16 protein-coding genes are annotated in these 14961 nt (G+C 58.0%); 10 read left to right on the top strand and 6 right to left on the bottom strand.

Annotated features, from left to right (window positions below):
- Positions 1-71: 71 nt before the first annotated feature.
- The 3 genes from FN828_RS07960 to FN828_RS07950 are packed head-to-tail and all read right to left on the bottom strand — an operon-like array spanning position 72 to position 3631.
- The gene (locus tag FN828_RS07960) at positions 72-1454 is read right to left on the bottom strand and encodes a sensor histidine kinase (protein WP_142492877.1); all 1383 of its coding nucleotides are present in this window, start codon (positions 1452-1454) and stop codon (positions 72-74) included.
- A gap of 18 nt (positions 1455-1472) precedes the next feature.
- Complete coding sequence (locus FN828_RS07955) at positions 1473-2888, bottom strand: dihydrolipoyl dehydrogenase family protein (protein WP_142492876.1); 1416 nt, start codon at positions 2886-2888, stop codon at positions 1473-1475.
- Positions 2888-3631 (bottom strand): TVP38/TMEM64 family protein, encoded by a 744-nt coding sequence (locus FN828_RS07950; RefSeq protein WP_142492875.1) that lies wholly within the window; start codon positions 3629-3631, stop codon positions 2888-2890. The genes FN828_RS07955 and FN828_RS07950 overlap by 1 nt, the downstream gene beginning before the upstream one ends.
- Before the next feature lie 278 nt (positions 3632-3909).
- Between FN828_RS07950 and rpmH the strand changes: the two genes are divergently transcribed.
- The 7 genes from rpmH to yihA all read left to right on the top strand — a co-directional run bounded on the left by rpmH (position 3910) and on the right by yihA (position 9845).
- Positions 3910-4044 (top strand): 50S ribosomal protein L34, encoded by a 135-nt coding sequence (gene rpmH / locus FN828_RS07945; protein ID WP_005980833.1) that lies wholly within the window; start codon positions 3910-3912, stop codon positions 4042-4044.
- 23 nt (positions 4045-4067) lie between these two features.
- Positions 4068-4478 (top strand): ribonuclease P protein component, encoded by a 411-nt coding sequence (gene rnpA / locus FN828_RS07940; protein WP_142492874.1) that lies wholly within the window; start codon positions 4068-4070, stop codon positions 4476-4478.
- A gap of 11 nt (positions 4479-4489) precedes the next feature.
- Positions 4490-4723: a membrane protein insertion efficiency factor YidD gene (gene yidD, locus FN828_RS07935; protein WP_142492873.1), complete on the top strand. Its 234-nt coding sequence runs from the start codon at positions 4490-4492 to the stop codon at positions 4721-4723.
- A gap of 2 nt (positions 4724-4725) precedes the next feature.
- Positions 4726-5595: a tRNA 2-thiocytidine(32) synthetase TtcA gene (gene ttcA / locus FN828_RS07930; RefSeq protein ID WP_142492872.1), complete on the top strand. Its 870-nt coding sequence runs from the start codon at positions 4726-4728 to the stop codon at positions 5593-5595.
- Between the two features lie 57 nt (positions 5596-5652).
- Positions 5653-7176 carry a putative bifunctional diguanylate cyclase/phosphodiesterase gene (locus FN828_RS07925; protein WP_142492871.1) on the top strand — a complete coding sequence of 508 codons (1524 nt, stop codon included), beginning with the start codon at positions 5653-5655 and terminating at the stop codon, positions 7174-7176.
- A gap of 108 nt (positions 7177-7284) precedes the next feature.
- Positions 7285-9069, top strand: a complete 1785-nt coding sequence (yidC, locus tag FN828_RS07920) for a membrane protein insertase YidC (protein WP_142492870.1) — start codon at positions 7285-7287, stop codon at positions 9067-9069.
- A gap of 125 nt (positions 9070-9194) precedes the next feature.
- Positions 9195-9845 carry a ribosome biogenesis GTP-binding protein YihA/YsxC gene (yihA, locus tag FN828_RS07915; RefSeq protein WP_142492869.1) on the top strand — a complete coding sequence of 217 codons (651 nt, stop codon included), beginning with the start codon at positions 9195-9197 and terminating at the stop codon, positions 9843-9845.
- A 55-nt stretch (positions 9846-9900) separates the two neighbouring features.
- Here yihA and FN828_RS07910 read toward each other — a convergent pair whose 3' ends face one another.
- The gene (locus FN828_RS07910; RefSeq protein ID WP_142492868.1) at positions 9901-10635 is read right to left on the bottom strand and encodes an SDR family NAD(P)-dependent oxidoreductase; all 735 of its coding nucleotides are present in this window, start codon (positions 10633-10635) and stop codon (positions 9901-9903) included.
- A gap of 133 nt (positions 10636-10768) precedes the next feature.
- On the opposite strand from FN828_RS07910, the gene argB reads away from it, so the two are divergent.
- Genes argB through FN828_RS07895 form a run of 3 tightly spaced genes read left to right on the top strand, consistent with a single transcriptional unit; the run spans position 10769 to position 12797 of the window.
- Positions 10769-11653, top strand: a complete 885-nt coding sequence (gene argB, locus FN828_RS07905) for an acetylglutamate kinase (RefSeq protein WP_142492930.1) — start codon at positions 10769-10771, stop codon at positions 11651-11653.
- Positions 11650-12291 (top strand): ferredoxin, encoded by a 642-nt coding sequence (locus FN828_RS07900; RefSeq protein ID WP_142492867.1) that lies wholly within the window; start codon positions 11650-11652, stop codon positions 12289-12291. Before argB ends, FN828_RS07900 begins: the two co-directional genes overlap by 4 nt.
- Positions 12288-12797, top strand: coding sequence for a SixA phosphatase family protein (locus tag FN828_RS07895; protein ID WP_142492866.1), 510 nt, complete (start codon positions 12288-12290; stop codon positions 12795-12797). The genes FN828_RS07900 and FN828_RS07895 overlap by 4 nt, the downstream gene beginning before the upstream one ends.
- Positions 12798-12868: 71 nt before the next feature.
- On the opposite strand, the gene FN828_RS07890 is transcribed toward FN828_RS07895, so the two are convergent.
- Both FN828_RS07890 and FN828_RS07885 read right to left on the bottom strand, forming a co-directional pair.
- Positions 12869-13660: an amino acid ABC transporter ATP-binding protein gene (locus tag FN828_RS07890; RefSeq protein WP_142492865.1), complete on the bottom strand. Its 792-nt coding sequence runs from the start codon at positions 13658-13660 to the stop codon at positions 12869-12871.
- A gap of 11 nt (positions 13661-13671) precedes the next feature.
- Positions 13672-14961, bottom strand: a complete 1290-nt coding sequence (locus FN828_RS07885) for an amino acid ABC transporter permease (RefSeq protein WP_142492864.1) — start codon at positions 14959-14961, stop codon at positions 13672-13674.

The following is a 14961-nucleotide window of genomic DNA, read 5'->3' as shown; positions in this document are numbered from 1 at the left end:
ACAGAATTTTCCAAGTTTTTTCATCCGCCCTGCCAAGATCGCAATTCGCGTTCTGAAATCCCTTATTTTGTTTACCCCGCCCCGCCACGCGGCAACGAAATTTCAAACGCCGTACCTTCGGCACCGGTAAAGTCCAGCCGTAATTCACCGCCGTGACCCCGGATCAATTCCTGCGCGATGGCCAGCCCCAACCCGCTGCCCCCTTTGGTGGCACCGCCCTGAAAGGGGGTAAACAGGTGTTCACGGGCTTTTTTCGGCAACCCCGGCCCGGTATCGGCCACGCGAATCAACCAACGGGCATCGTCCTCCTCGGCGTGAATCGAAATTTCACCCGGCTCGCCTGATTGCGCAATGGCCTGCCGCGCATTGCGCACAAGGTTAAAGATCACGCGATACAGTTGTTCGGCATCGGCGCGGACCTGCAATGTCGCAGGCACATCCTCGGCAAAAGAAATATCGTGATCCCCTACCGACAGGCGTTCGCTATCCACCACGTCGCTGACAATATCCGCCAGATAAACCCGACTTAGCCGGGGGGCCGGTTCTTCGGCTTTGCCAAAGGCCAAGGTCGACTCGCACAAATGCACCGCGCGCGTGATTGAATTCACCAGCTTTGGTGCCAAACGCTTCACGCCGGGGTCTTCGGACATTTCGATCCGGTCCGTGAACAATTGCGCGCTGGTCAGCATGTTGCGCAAATCGTGGCTGACCTTGGCCACTGCCCCACCAAGCTGCGCCAGACGCTCTTTTTGCTTTAGCGCACTGGTCAATTGGGTCTGCATGGTCGCCAGCGCCTCTTCGGCTTCGCGCAGCTCGCGCAATGATGAAACCGGCGTCATGATCCGCCGCGCATCCTCGGGGTTTGCGGCATAGCTTTGCATATGTGCGATCACGCCCTTGATCGGCCGCACCAGAAACACCCGCACCGCCATAAACAACAGCACAGCAGTAAAGGCCGAAATCACCGCCGAAAGCACCAAAATCCGCAAACCATAATCTATCATCGCCATACGCAACGGCGCGGTTTCCATGGTGATTTCAATCAGCAACCCGGCTTCGCGCACCGGATTGCCAACCACGCGGATCACCCTGGGTTCAGAATCGAATAACCGGATCATTGCGTCACGGATCAATTCAAACGCAGGCGCATTGCGCAGGTCATACGTATCATGGATCGGTTGCGGCAAGGGCGAGGACAGCATCAACTGCCGCGCCTCATCCCGGCGCAAGACCACGTTGAACACTTCGGCGTTGCGCAGCAATTCCTCTTCCAGATCGGGCGAAATCATATCGTCCGCCAAAAGCGCAAGACTGGCGATCTGCGCCCGTTCCAGACGCGACAGCAAATAATCCTCGCGGTAGCGCGCAATCGAGGGAACGAAGATCAGCACTTCGGCCAGCATCACGAAGATGACCGTCAGGATCAGAAATCTGCCCGAAAGCGAGTTCAGCATTGGCGCTCCGTCATCGGGTTATGGCAGCCAGCGTTGCACCAACCGCACCACCCGTTTGACCTTTAGATTATCAAACAGTTTCGGAGAGAAATAGGCACCCGCAGCCCGCTTGTTAAGTTCTGCAATCGTTGGATAGGGCGCAATCATCGCGGAAATGCCGGACATTTTGACGCCATTGGCAATGGCCAAAGACCATGTCGCAATCAATTCCCCCGCCTGATGCCCCACGATTGACGCTCCCACCGGGCGACCATTGACCACCATCACCTTGATCAATCCGCGTGTTTGGTCGGTCGCTATGGCGCGGTCGTTATGGCGATAGTCGAAACGCGCCACCTCCAGCTTTACGCCGTACCGCTGCCGCGCTTCGTGTTCCGTCAATCCGACATGGGCAATTTCAGGATCGGTATAGGTGGCCCACGGGATATGGGCTGTCCGTGCCTTTGCGGGCAGACCGAACAACACCTCGCGGATAATCAGCCCGGCTTGATAGCCCGCCACATGGGTAAATTGCAGCCCGCCAGCCACATCGCCAATCGCGTAAACCTTGCGGTTCGAGCTGCGCAATCGGTGATCTACGACAATCCCCCTGTGATTATGGGTGATCCCTGCGGCATCCAGATTCAGCTTTTCGATATTCGGGCGCCGCCCCACCGCAATCAACAGGTGCGAACCAGCAAAGACCCCGGCGCTTGTTTCGACGCTGATCGCCCCCGCCGCACCCGAAACCGCAAGCGCCTTTGCCCCTTCGACAATATCGACGCCTTCGCCGCGCAAGGCATCAATGGCAATCATCGCCAGTTCGGGGTCATCCTTGCCCAACGCCTTTGCCGCTTCGATCACCGTCACCTTACAACCCAGCCGAACATGCGCCTGCGCCATTTCCATGCCGATGGGACCGCCGCCGATTATCAGCAGATGATCGGGCTTTTCGCGCAGATCGAACAGGGTTTCATTGGTCAGATATGGCACCCGATCCAAACCGGGAATCGGCGGCACCAACGGGGACGATCCCGTGGCAATCACGATCCGCCGCGCCGTGATTTCATGCGTCCCCGCCTGCACGCTGCGCGGCCCGGTGAAGCGCCCAAATTCGCGGATCACCCGCACGCCCAGCGCCTCGAACCGTTCCTGACTGTCCACCGGAGCAATCTGAGCAATCACCCGCGCCACATGATCCTTGGCAGCGGCATAATCCACCTGCGGCGCGACCGGGGTAATCCCCATCGCCGCCCCTGTCGTCATCGCGTGGGCCGCCTGTCCTGCGGCCAGCAGCGCCTTGGACGGGACGCAGCCATAATTCAGGCAATCCCCCCCCATTTTATGCCCTTCCAACAGGGTCACATCCGCCCCCATCTGCGCCGCGCCCGCCGCCACGGACAGCCCGCCCGATCCCGCGCCAATCACCAATAAATCTGTTTTAATCGCCCCCATCAGACCCCTTTCCGGCCCTTCCAGACCTTCACCATCATCGGCAGCATCGCCAAAAGACACAGCCCCAGAATCGGCAACAGAATTTGCGGTTCAAAAATAATACCCAGATTCGGGGTTTCCCCGCGCTCGAACACCTCGCCCAGACCGGCCCCGACCGAAGTATAAACAAGCCCCCCCGGAATGATGCCCAGAAAGGTGGAAATCACGAATCGCCCCAGCGGCACCCCCACCAAGGCGGGCACCAGATTGGCCACGAAGAACGGCACTGCAGGCACCAGTCGGATCAGGAACAGCATGGACCACTGATTCTGATCTATACCATCCTTGATTTTCTTCACCGCGCCCTGACTGGTTTCCATTTTCGCCGCCAAACGTTCCCCCAATCCCCAGCGGGCCGCCAGAAAGATCAGCACCGCCCCAACCGTCGCCGCCGTGACATTGAACGCAACGCCGGGAAAGGTGGAAAACAGAAAGCCCCCGGTTAATGTGGCAATCGCGCTGCCGGGCAGGGAAAATGCCACGATAACAACGTAAACTGTCATGAATACCGCCACCGTGACCCCATAATGGCTGTCCCGAAAGAACAGCAACGCGTGCCGATTGTCGCGCAGGGTTTCAAAGCTCAGCCAGTCCCGCAGCCAGTAGCCCCCGACCAGCGCCACCGCCAGAATCACCAGCAATGGCAGCATCCGGCCCAACCCATTGCGCGGTGCGATACGTTTATCTTCCACAGTTTTCCCCATCTTTGGCGTCCCGGCCAAGATGCGGGTATACGCAGACAGAAGATAGACCTCTCACGCCAGCTTGATCGTCAGTTACAACAAAGCACCTTATTTTCTGGGGCATTGGGGGATATCCCCGCGACCTGAAACATTTCCCCGCAAAATCCGCTGTCTTTTTGTTGCAAAAGCGCATTCGGGGATTTGACTTATCGAAACGCCCCCCCTATAGGACGGGCTTCGGATACCACGGGCCGGGCGAATCCGCTTGTCCAGCCCCCAGATGATTTGGAGACGGAGCGATGAAACGCACCTACCAGCCCTCGAACCTGGTTCGCAAGCGCCGCCACGGGTTCCGTGCGCGTATGGCTACAAAAGCAGGCCGTAAAATCCTGAACGCCCGTCGCGCACGCGGCCGTAAATCGCTGAGCGCATAAGCTCAGTCGATTTCAGGACGGATATGGCACCGCCGGAGGCCCCTATGGATGGCACAGCCAGACAAGGGAATAATCCCCCGGCGGTTTCCGTTTGTCCTGAGGTTCTGGAAAAACGTGCCGATTTCCTGCTAGCCGCCCGTGCGCGGCGACAAGGGACAAAGGGCATGATGGTTCAGGCGCGAAAACGCAGCCCTGATGAACCCGCACGGGGAACCCGCGTGGGTTTTACCTGTTCCAAAAAGGTAGGCAACGCAGTGGCCCGCAACCGCGCCAAACGGCGCTTGCGCGAGGTGGCGCGGCTTATTCTGCCGGAATACGGACAGGCCGGATGGGATTATGTGCTGATTGGCCGGGCCGAAGTAACGGCAACCCGGCCCTTTCCAGACCTGCAAGGCGATCTTATCTATGCGCTGAAAAAGCTGCATCAGACCTGAGACCCACCGCCATGACGCCATTGGCCCATATCGCCGCCCTTCCCGTTCGGGCCTATCGGCTATTGTTCAGCCCTTGGGTTGGCTTCAATTGCCGGTATCAGCCCACATGCAGCGCCTATGCGTTGGAAGCTTTGGAAAAACACGGCGCAATCCGCGGGTCTTGGCTGGCGTTACGCCGCATTGGACGCTGCCACCCCCTAGGCGGCGATGGATATGACCCGGTTCCCGACCCCAGAAAGAAATAACCATGCTGGACACCGAAGACGACATTCATCCGCTGTTTCATGGCGCCCCTAAATCCGCCGATTTCAAAAAGCTGCGCAAGCGGATCGTGCGCTACACGCGTGAAGCGATCGAACAATATGGCATGATCGAACCGGGTGCGCGTTGGCTGGTGTGTCTGTCGGGTGGCAAGGACAGCTACACCCTGCTGGCGGTGCTGCACGAACTGAAATGGCGCGGTTTGCTGCCGGTCGATTTGCTGGCCTGCAATCTGGATCAGGGCCAGCCCGGTTTCCCCGCCACGGTCCTGCCTGAGTTTCTGGAAAAAATGGGCGTCCCTCACCGGATCGAATATCAGGATACCTATTCCGTTGTCATGGATAAGGTTCCACAAGGCCGCACCTATTGCGCCCTGTGTTCCCGCCTGCGCCGGGGCAATCTGTACCGAATCGCCCGCGAGGAGGGCTGTTCTGCGGTGGTTCTGGGCCATCACCGGGACGATATTCTGGAAACGTTTTTCATGAATCTGTTCCACGGCGGGCGTCTGGCAACCATGCCGCCCAAGCTGGTCAACGAAGAAGGCGATCTGTTCGTTTATCGCCCGCTGGCCCATGTCGCCGAAGCCGATTGCGAAAAATTTGCCCGTCAGATGAATTATCCCATCATCCCATGCGATCTGTGCGGATCACAGGACGGGTTGCAACGTGAGCAGGTCAAGCAAATCCTTGATCAATGGGAAAAAAATGCGCCGGGGCGTCGTCAGGTGATGTTCCGGGCGCTGATGAATATCAGACCCTCGCATATGCTGGATCCGAAATTGTTCGATTTTGCCGGTCTGACACTGGGCCAGAACAATTTTCAGCAAATCGACACTGAAATTCCCAAGCTGCGTTAAGGAGTGGTTGAGACTCGGTGACCTAACTTTCCGGTGACTCGGAAAGAAAGGTTCGCCATGACCACGCCCCGCCTGCCGGCCATGCCCCATCTGCGCAAGAAACTGCGCCTTGCTTTGACCGGCCCGCATATTCTGGCTTTTCTGCCTGCCGCGGTACTGGGGGCCTACTGGGTTGGGGGCGAGGCGTATCTGCTGGGCATTTCCCTTGGTTTTCCGATCCTTTACGCGCTGGTTGGTGGATTCGGTCAGTTCTCTCAGCCATCGGAACCAACCGAATTACCTCCGCTGGATGTGGTTCTGGATACCCGCCTGCAATCAGCCCATCACCATCAACGCGCCTTTGCCTGCTACCTGATTGCACTGGATGATTATCAGGAACTATTGGACCGCTATGGGCAGGCCGCAACAGGCCGGGTGATGAACCGGGTGCGGGATCGTGTTGGTGCCGCCCTGCGTCAGGGCGATCTGGTGCTGCAACCGGAACCCGATGTGATTGCAGTGGTATTGTCCCCCGTCAAATTGCTGGATTTGGAAACCGCGATCCAACTGGCCCGCCGCCTGCAAACCGCAGTAGAAGAACCCATAGCGATGGATGCGACCAGCGTCTTTATTTCTTGTTCTATCGGGTTTTCATTGAGCCAGCAAAATACCCACCGCAACGGGATGCGAATGATGCAGAATACGCTGGCCGCGATGGATGATGCCCGCGCCAATGCGCCTTCGGCGATCCGTGCATGGACCGAAGGAATGAAATCCCCCTGCCTGACCCGCAGCAATCTAACAGACCAAGCCGCCAAGGCCTTGGAAAACGGACAAATTCATCCTTGGTTCCAACCGCAAATTTCCACGGACACCGGACACATCACTGGTTTTGAATCGCTTGCACGTTGGATTCACCCCGAACAGGGTATTATCCCGCCCGGCGATTTTCTTCCTGTTCTGCAAGATGCCGGATTGCTGGAACGGCTGGGCGAGGTCATGCTGACCCGCGCGCTGACCGCCTTGCAAAATTGGGATAGCGCCGGGGTAAATGTCCCCATTGTAGGGGTGAATTTTGCAGAACAGGAACTGCGCAACCCCAAACTGGTGGAAAAAATCCGCTGGGAACTGGACCGTTTCGACCTGCCCCCGGACCGGCTGTGTATCGAAGTTCTGGAAACTGTGGTGGCCGCATCCCCGGACGATGTCATTTCCCGCAACATCAATGCGCTGGCCCAACTGGGGTGCAGTATTGATCTGGATGATTTCGGCACGGGCCATGCCTCCATCTCCTCGATCCGTCGGTTTGCGGTCCAGCGGATCAAGATCGACCGTTCTTTTGTCATGAAGGTGGATCGCGATCCCGAACAGCAGCGCATGGTCACGGCAATCCTGTCGATGGCAGAGCGGCTGGGGCTGGAAACACTGGCCGAAGGTGTGGAAACAGCCGGGGAACATACCCTGTTGGCACAGTTGGGTTGCGGCCATGTTCAGGGCTTCGGCATCGCACGCCCCATGCCCTTTGAACAGACGCTGGATTGGATCCGCGCACACGAGTCCCGCGTAAAAGCCCCCCCGCGTATCGGTCGCAAGCAGATTTGACCCCGCGAAGTGCCGCACAACGCCATGTTTCAGGGGGAAACCGCTTGACCTTTTGGGCCGCACTCTGTTGAACCAGCCTGAACTTCACCAGGACAGGCCAGGATCCCGATGGACTCTCAGAACAAGAACCTCATTTTGGCAACAGCTCTCAGCTTTGTCGTCATCCTCGTATGGTTCATTCTTTTCCCACCGCCGGAAAAGCCCGTGGATCCGAATGCGCCCGCCGCAACGTCCGAGGTCGTTTCGACACCAGCCACCCCAAGCACGGCTGAAACGGCCCCCGCACAAGCGGCCGCGACAGAGGCCACCGCGGATGCACCGCGACTGGCCATCGACACCCCACGCGTTGAAGGCTCTGTTTCGCTTCTGGGCGGCCGCATCGACCAATTGGCCCTCAAGGACTATCGCGAAACCACGGACCCGAATTCGCCCATTGTGACGGTTCTGGCTCCGGTGGGGGCTGAAAACGCATTCTATGCCCTGTTCGGCTGGGCCGCAGGCGCGGGCCTGTCGCCCGACGATGTCCCCGGCCCTAATACGCTCTGGTCCGTTGAAAATGGCACCACACTGACCCCAGCCACCCCGATTTCACTGATGTGGGACAATGGCAAAGGTCAGGTTTTCCGCCGCACGCTGTCGATTGACGAAGATTACATGTTCGCGGTTCAGCAATCTGTCACCAACAATGGCACCGGGTCCGTCGCCTTGGCACCCTATGGCATTCTGGCCCGCCACGGAGAGCCGAAGAACATTAAAAAATTCTTCATTCTCCATGAGGGCACGATTGCTATGGCCGATGGGGAACTGACGGAAACGACCTATAGCAATCTGGAAGACATGGATTTCAACGCGGCTGAAGGCACACGCGCAGACGTGACCAAAGTGGCAGAAACCGGCTGGGTCGGTTTCACGGATCACTATTGGATGTCTACCCTGATCCCGTCGAACGGCACCCCGTTCAAATCCGTGGTCAAATACGATGAACGCCGCGGCATTTATCAGGCGGAAGCAGTTCAGCCCACGCAAACCGTCGCCCCCGGCGCAACGGTTGTTGCGGACACCCAACTGTTTTCAGGCGCCAAAGAGTGGGAAACCATCCGCGGCTACGAAAACGCAGGGGTGGCAAAATTCATCGATTCGATCGACTGGGGCTGGTTCTTTTTCCTGACCAAGCCGATCTTCCAATTGCTGCACTTCCTGCATGGCTTCATCGGCAACATGGGCTGGTCGATCATCGCCCTGACTATCGTTCTGAAAGCGATCGTTTTCCCGCTGGCTTATAAATCCTACGCCTCGATGGCGAAGATGAAAGAGCTTCAGCCGAAGATGGAAGAACTGAAGAAAACCGCAGGCGATGACCGTGCGAAACTTCAGCAGGCGATGATGGAACTGTACAAGAAGGAAAAGGTAAACCCCGCCTCGGGCTGTCTGCCAATCCTGATCCAGATTCCGATCTTCTTCTCGCTGTACAAGGTGATCTTCGTCACGCTGGAACTGCGCCATGCGCCGTGGGTCGGCTGGATTCGCGACCTGTCCGCGCCCGATCCATCGTCCATCCTGAACCTGTTCGGCCTGCTGCCCTTTGCAGCCCCGACACCGGACAGCTTCCTTGCGATCATCAGTCTGGGCATTCTGCCGATTCTGCTGGGCATTTCGATGTGGCTGCAACAAAAACTGAATCCGGCCCCCACCGATGCAACGCAGGCCATGATCTTTGCCTGGATGCCTTGGGTATTCATGTTCATGCTGGGTGGCTTTGCATCGGGGTTAGTGCTGTACTGGATCACCAACAACACCATCACCTTTACCCAGCAATACCTGATTATGCGCAGCCACGGGTACAAGCCTGATGTGTTTGGCAATATCAAGTCCAGCTTCAAAAGGAAGAAATGAGCGGCCCTGCCGCTCCGCTTCCTACCCCCGGCGCCCACCGCCGGGGATCTTTAGATGGCGCGCCCTGTGACCGGGGCGCGCCCTTCCCTTTTCGGGGTTCGCCCCGCAACATATGAGGTGCGCCAATGCAACTCCCGTTCCCGCTGGCCGAAGAACCAGATGACATCACCCGCGAAAAAGGCCGCTTGCTTTTTGCCGGGGAAACCGAATTCCTGAAAGGCGTCGTCGCCATGTCCGGGCTGCCGCCCTCTGACCGGATCGAGGTGTGTTTCGCCGGGCGGTCAAACGTCGGAAAATCCAGCCTGATCAACGCGCTGACAGGGCGCAAAGGTCTGGCGCGGGCCTCGAACACCCCCGGTCGAACGCAGGAAATCAACTTTTTCACTGCGGGCGCAGAACACTATCTGGTGGACCTGCCGGGCTATGGTTATGCCAATGCCCCGGTGGCCGTGGTGGAAAAGTGGCAAAAGCTGCTGAAACAATACCTGTCCGGTCGTCAAAACCTGCGCCGCGCCTTCGTACTGATTGATGCCCGCCACGGGATCAAAAAGGTTGACGAGGAAATCCTGTCCCTGTTGGACAGCTCCGCCGTGACATTTCAATGCGTGCTGACCAAATCCGACAAGGTCAAAGCCGCGGACCGGGAAAAAATTCTGCAACAAGTGCGTGAAAAACTATCGAAACACCCGGCCGCATTCCCAGAGATTATCCTGACCTCGTCAGAAAAAGGCGACGGCATCCCAACGCTACGCGCCACCATCGCCACGCTGATCTGACCGAAGTCTTTCAAAGATTTCGGGCCGGATTATTTCAAATAATCCGGCCCCCGGATCAAACGTGCTGCCCGCCGTTCACCTCGATTTCCGTGCCGGAAATATAGGACGACGCATCCGAACACAGGAAAAAGATCGTATCGGCCACTTCGCTGGTTTGTCCCAAGCGGCGCAGCGGAATTTCTTCGGCCAATTTATCCGTCCCCGGCGACAGAATCGCCGTTTCGATTTCGCCGGGGGCGATGGCATTCACCCGCACCCCCATTGGGCCAAAATCATTGGCCATTTCGCGGGTCAATGCCTTCAGCGCCGCCTTGGACGTGGCATACGCGGCCCCCGCAAATGGATGCACCCGATACCCCGCGATCGAGGTCACATTCACCACAGCCCCCTTGGCTGCGGCCAATTCTTCGCGCAACCCCCGTGCCAGAACCACGGATGCAAAGAAGTTCACATGAAAGACATGGCCCCAGGTCATCAAATCCGTGTCGATTGTGTTCAACCGCTCGCCATTCGGGCCTTTTGGGGAAATCCCGGCATTGTTCACCAATGCGTCCAGTTTACCATCTAACCGATCCCGAATCTCTTCGACTTTGTTGATCGTGTCGGTGGGGTCGGACAGATCAATTTGGATGTGGTTATCCTCGCCGCCGCCCCACGGGCATTCCTTTGGGAACGGCGCACGGGAACAGGTGATCACCCGCCACCCTTCGCGATTGAAACGCCGCACGGTCGCATGGCCAATCCCCCGGCTGGCCCCGGTCAGCAGCATTGTTTTTTGATGGCTCGTCATGAAAAATCACCCCATATCCTGTGGCCTGAACCCTAGCATCGCCAACAGCAGTTTCAACGTGGCACTTGGCACAACGGGCCATTCCCTGTAACACAAAACGACTTTCGGGACGCAAGAGATGAAGAAGCAGAATATGAATCGCGACTGGATCGCCACCGCCCGCACCCTCTCCGAGGCTCTGCCCTACCTGCAACGCTTCACCGGCGCGGTTGTCGTCGTCAAATTTGGCGGCAACGCCATGGGCGACGATGATGCAATGGCCGAATTTGCCCGCGACATGGTGCTGATGCGACAGGTGGGCGTGAACCCCGTCGTGGTGCATGGCGGCGGCCCGATGATCAATGACATGCTGAAAAAGCTGGGCATCGAAAGCGATTGGGTGCGCGGCAAGCGTGTTACCGATAAAGCCACTGTCGAAGTCGTGGAAATGGTGCTGTCCGGGCTGGTCAACAAACGGATCGTGCAGGCCATCAATGACGAAGGCGGGCGCGCTGTTGGGATTTCCGGCAAGGATGACGATCTGATGGTTTGTGTCGCGGATGACCCGGAATTGGGTTTCGTCGGCAAGCCGGTTGAAATGAATGTTCAGGTGATCCGCGATCTGTGCGCCGCTGGCATTATCCCCGTGATCGCCCCTGTCGGCACCGGGGTCGAGGATAACGAAACCTTTAACGTCAACGGCGACACCGCTGCCGGGGCCATTGCAGGCGCCTTGCAGGCGGATCGGCTGCTGCTGCTGACGGATGTTCCCGGCGTCAAAGGCAAAGAGGGCGAGGTTCTGACCCAGATCAGCCCCGAACAAGTGCGCGAGATGATTGCAGACGGCACCATTGCTGGCGGGATGATCCCCAAAACCGAAACCGCGCTGGATGCTTTGGCGCGTGGGGTGCGTGCCGTGGTCATTTTGGACGGACGTATGCCCAACGCGACCCTGTTGGAACTGTTCACCGAACATGGGGCCGGGTCGATCATTCGATCCACATCCCCCCGTGTCAAAGCTGTGCATGACGACGAATGACCCAGTCTTATCGTGACATTGAAAATGCCGCCCTTGGGCGGCATTTGCGCATTCGGGGCGCGTTTCATCCAACCGACTTGGAAGGGGTGGCAACCCTGCTCCTGCTGGGACCGGACGAACCCGGATTTTGGGCCGAATTTACCGCCAGCCCGGAATATCAGGACACACAACCCGAACCGATGGATCGCTGGTCTGCGCGCGTGATTACCGAACTGGCGCAGCAATTGGGTGGGCAGGCCTTTTTCCCGTTCGGTGGCCCCCCGTGGCACAGCTTTATCGCCTGGGCCAAGACCAGCGGGCGGGCCTGGCAATCGCCGATCAATCTGTTGGTCCACGATCAGGCCGGATTGTTCATTTCCTATCGCGGAGCATTGGGGCTGTCGCAGCATATCGACCTGCCCCCTGCCCCGATCGCTGCGCCCTGTACCGACTGTGCCCAGCCCTGTCGCACGGCCTGCCCTGTGGATGCCTTTGCAAGCGGCAGCTACAATGTTCCGGCGTGCAAAGCCTATCTTGCAACCACGGCAGGACAGGACTGTATGGAAAACGGATGCGCCGCGCGACGCGCCTGCCCCGTCAGCCAAACCTTTGGCAGATTACCAGCACAATCCGCATTCCACATGAGGGCCTTCGTATGACCCTGCGCCTGATCCTGATGCGCCACGCGAAATCCGGCTGGGATGATCCGCTTCTGACGGATCACGCCCGCCCGCTGAATCCGCGCGGCTATGCCTCGGCCACGGCTATGGGGCATTGGCTGCGCCAACAGGGCTATGTCCCGCAGCAAGCACTGGTATCGGATGCCCGGCGAACACAGGAAACCTTTGCAGGGCTGGAAACAGGTTTGACGACCGATCTGCGGCCCGACCTGTATCACGCCAGTTCGGACAGGATGCTGCGCGCCCTGCAAGATGGCACTGCGCCGTGTCTGCTGATGATTGGCCACAATCCGGGCATTGCAGATTTTGCCGCCCGTTTATTGCACCATTCCCCCGCCCACCGGCGGTTCCATGACTATCCCACCTGCGCCACATTGGTTGCTGATTTCAACGTGGCCGATTGGGGAAATGTTCGCTTTGGCACTGGCACGCCCGTGGATTTCGCCATCCCGCGCGAGGTGTTGGGGGGACAGGCCGGAATTTGAGTATTTTTGGCAACATGAAACGCAAAAGGCGCGCCCGATAATGGACGCGCCTGTTTTGATTTTTCGGCAGTTCAGTGACCCAAAATCTGCGAGAGGAACAGTTTCGTCCGTTCCGATTTAGGATTGTTAAAGAACTCCTCGGGTTCGTTCTGCTCCACGACCTGCCCTTGGTCCATGAAAATCACCCGGTTCGCCACCTGACGGGCAAAGCCCATTTCGTGTGTAACGCACAGCATGGTCATGCCTTCCTCGGCCAGCTCGATCATGGTGTCCAGCACCTCTTTAATCATCTCAGGGTCCAAGGCCGAGGTGGGTTCGTCAAACAGCATGATCCGCGGCTTCATGCACAACGACCGCGCAATCGCCACACGCTGTTGCTGCCCCCCCGACAACTGGCCCGGATATTTATTGGCCTGATCGGGAATTTTCACCTTCTCAAGGAAATGCATCGCCGTTTCGATCGCCTCTTTCCGGGGCGTCTTGCGGACCCAGATCGGGGCCAGCGTGCAGTTTTCCAGAATGGTCAGGTGCGGGAACAGGTTGAAATGCTGGAAACACATCCCAACTTCGGACCGGATTTTATCAATGTTCTTCAGATCCGATGTCAGCTCGGTCCCGTCCACGACGATGCGGCCCGCCTGATGTTCCTCCAGCCGGTTGATGCAACGGATCAGGGTGGATTTCCCCGACCCGGACGGACCCGCGATCACGATCCGTTCGCCCCGGTTCACCGTCAGGTTGATGTCGCGCAGAACATGGAACGATCCGTACCATTTGTTCATATTGGTGATTTCGATAGCCACCTCATCCGAGACGGTCATTTTCGAGCGGTCGATATTACGCTCTACAGCAAGATCAGACATATGCGATCTCCTTAACGGTGGTCAGTTCTGAGCTTGCGCTCAAGATACATCGAATAGCGGGACATGGAGAAACAGAAGACAAAGAACATCAGGGCGATAAAGCCATACAGTTCCCAGACGATCCCGTTCCATGCAGAATCCGCGCGGATGGCATTCGATAGGCCCAGCGGGTCCAGCAGGCCGATCACGGACACCAGCGTGGTATCCTTGAACAGGCCGATAAAGGTGGACACGATACCAGGGATCGAAATCTTCAACGCCTGCGGCATGATGATCAACCGCTGCGCCTGCCAGTAATTCAGGCCCAGACTGTCCGCACCTTCGTATTGCCCCTTGGGCAACGCGGCCAGACCGCCCCGGATCACCTCGGCCATATAGGCGGACGCGAACAGGGTTGCCATGATGATCACCCGCATGATGATGTCGAAATTCGTTCCCGGCGGCATGAAGATATTCAGCAGGGTCGACGCAACGAACAGCAGCGTGATCAGCGGCACCCCCCGGATAAATTCAATGAAGCCAACACAGATTGCCTTGACGATCAGCAGGTCAGACTGACGCCCCAGTGCCAACAGAATCCCAATAGGCAAGGAACAGGCAATCGCCACCACGCCGATGGTAATCGACAGCATCATGCCACCGAAATACCGGCTTGCCACCGGCTCTAGCCCGATATCGGCAATCCCGGTCAGCATTCCGGCCAACGGCGATGCCAGCAGCAACCACCAGATAATAGCGGCAGCCACAGCCGCAATAATTGCAGCCAAGCTTCCTGCCATGCCATCCACCACGCGGTAGACCACATAGCCCAGCACGAACCCGGCAGCAGCCACCAGCGGCCCCCAGATCGCGCCACCCCACAGCAGCCACGGCATAATGAACGGATAGGCTGCGCTGAAATAGATCAGCTTTGCCGGAACCTTGTCCGCAAACAGCACGGGTGCCAATGCCACAGCCAACAGCACAAAGGTCAGGATGGGCCGCCAATACTGGTCCGCCGGGTAGAAGCCGAACAACAACTGCACCCAGCGATCCCGGATCACACCCCAACATGCCCCTTCATGGCCTGCCAAAATCTCTCGGCATTCGCCTAATGAGGTGGCCGCCCAAGTGGGTGAAACCGCCCAGCTCAGCAGGAAACCCGCGATGTAAAAGACAAAAACCGCGCAGATCACCGTAATTGCCGAATTCAGCCAGCCCGAGAACAGGTTTTGACGCATCCAGCCAACCACCCCGACCGAGGTCGCAGGCGGTTCCTGTTGGGGCAGCATTTCGGTACGGACGAAAGAAATATCGCTCAT

It is taken from the genome of Thalassovita litoralis, assembly GCF_900182725.1.
Taxonomy (GTDB): domain Bacteria; phylum Pseudomonadota; class Alphaproteobacteria; order Rhodobacterales; family Rhodobacteraceae; genus Thalassobius; species Thalassobius litoralis.
Note: the sequence above shows the minus strand (reverse complement) of the source record. Positions and strands in the feature narration are given on the sequence as shown.

Excerpts from the sequence above, each read along its gene's own strand:
- FN828_RS07960 (WP_142492877.1), bottom strand. The coding sequence starts at position 1,454 with ATGCTGAACTCGCTTTCGGGCAGATTTCTGATCCTGACGGTCATCTTC.
- FN828_RS07955 (WP_142492876.1), bottom strand. The coding sequence starts at position 2,888 with ATGGGGGCGATTAAAACAGATTTATTGGTGATTGGCGCGGGATCGGGC.
- FN828_RS07950 (WP_142492875.1), bottom strand. The coding sequence starts at position 3,631 with ATGGGGAAAACTGTGGAAGATAAACGTATCGCACCGCGCAATGGGTTG.
- rpmH (WP_005980833.1), top strand. The coding sequence starts at position 3,910 with ATGAAACGCACCTACCAGCCCTCGAACCTGGTTCGCAAGCGCCGCCAC.
- rnpA (WP_142492874.1), top strand. The coding sequence starts at position 4,068 with ATGGCACCGCCGGAGGCCCCTATGGATGGCACAGCCAGACAAGGGAAT.
- yidD (WP_142492873.1), top strand. The coding sequence starts at position 4,490 with ATGACGCCATTGGCCCATATCGCCGCCCTTCCCGTTCGGGCCTATCGG.
- ttcA (WP_142492872.1), top strand. The coding sequence starts at position 4,726 with ATGCTGGACACCGAAGACGACATTCATCCGCTGTTTCATGGCGCCCCT.
- FN828_RS07925 (WP_142492871.1), top strand. The coding sequence starts at position 5,653 with ATGACCACGCCCCGCCTGCCGGCCATGCCCCATCTGCGCAAGAAACTG.
- yidC (WP_142492870.1), top strand. The coding sequence starts at position 7,285 with ATGGACTCTCAGAACAAGAACCTCATTTTGGCAACAGCTCTCAGCTTT.
- yihA (WP_142492869.1), top strand. The coding sequence starts at position 9,195 with ATGCAACTCCCGTTCCCGCTGGCCGAAGAACCAGATGACATCACCCGC.
- FN828_RS07910 (WP_142492868.1), bottom strand. The coding sequence starts at position 10,635 with ATGACGAGCCATCAAAAAACAATGCTGCTGACCGGGGCCAGCCGGGGG.
- argB (WP_142492930.1), top strand. The coding sequence starts at position 10,769 with ATGAATCGCGACTGGATCGCCACCGCCCGCACCCTCTCCGAGGCTCTG.
- FN828_RS07900 (WP_142492867.1), top strand. The coding sequence starts at position 11,650 with ATGACCCAGTCTTATCGTGACATTGAAAATGCCGCCCTTGGGCGGCAT.
- FN828_RS07895 (WP_142492866.1), top strand. The coding sequence starts at position 12,288 with ATGACCCTGCGCCTGATCCTGATGCGCCACGCGAAATCCGGCTGGGAT.
- FN828_RS07890 (WP_142492865.1), bottom strand. The coding sequence starts at position 13,660 with ATGTCTGATCTTGCTGTAGAGCGTAATATCGACCGCTCGAAAATGACC.
- FN828_RS07885 (WP_142492864.1), bottom strand. The coding sequence starts at position 14,961 with ATGAGCGATATTTCTTTCGTCCGTACCGAAATGCTGCCCCAACAGGAA.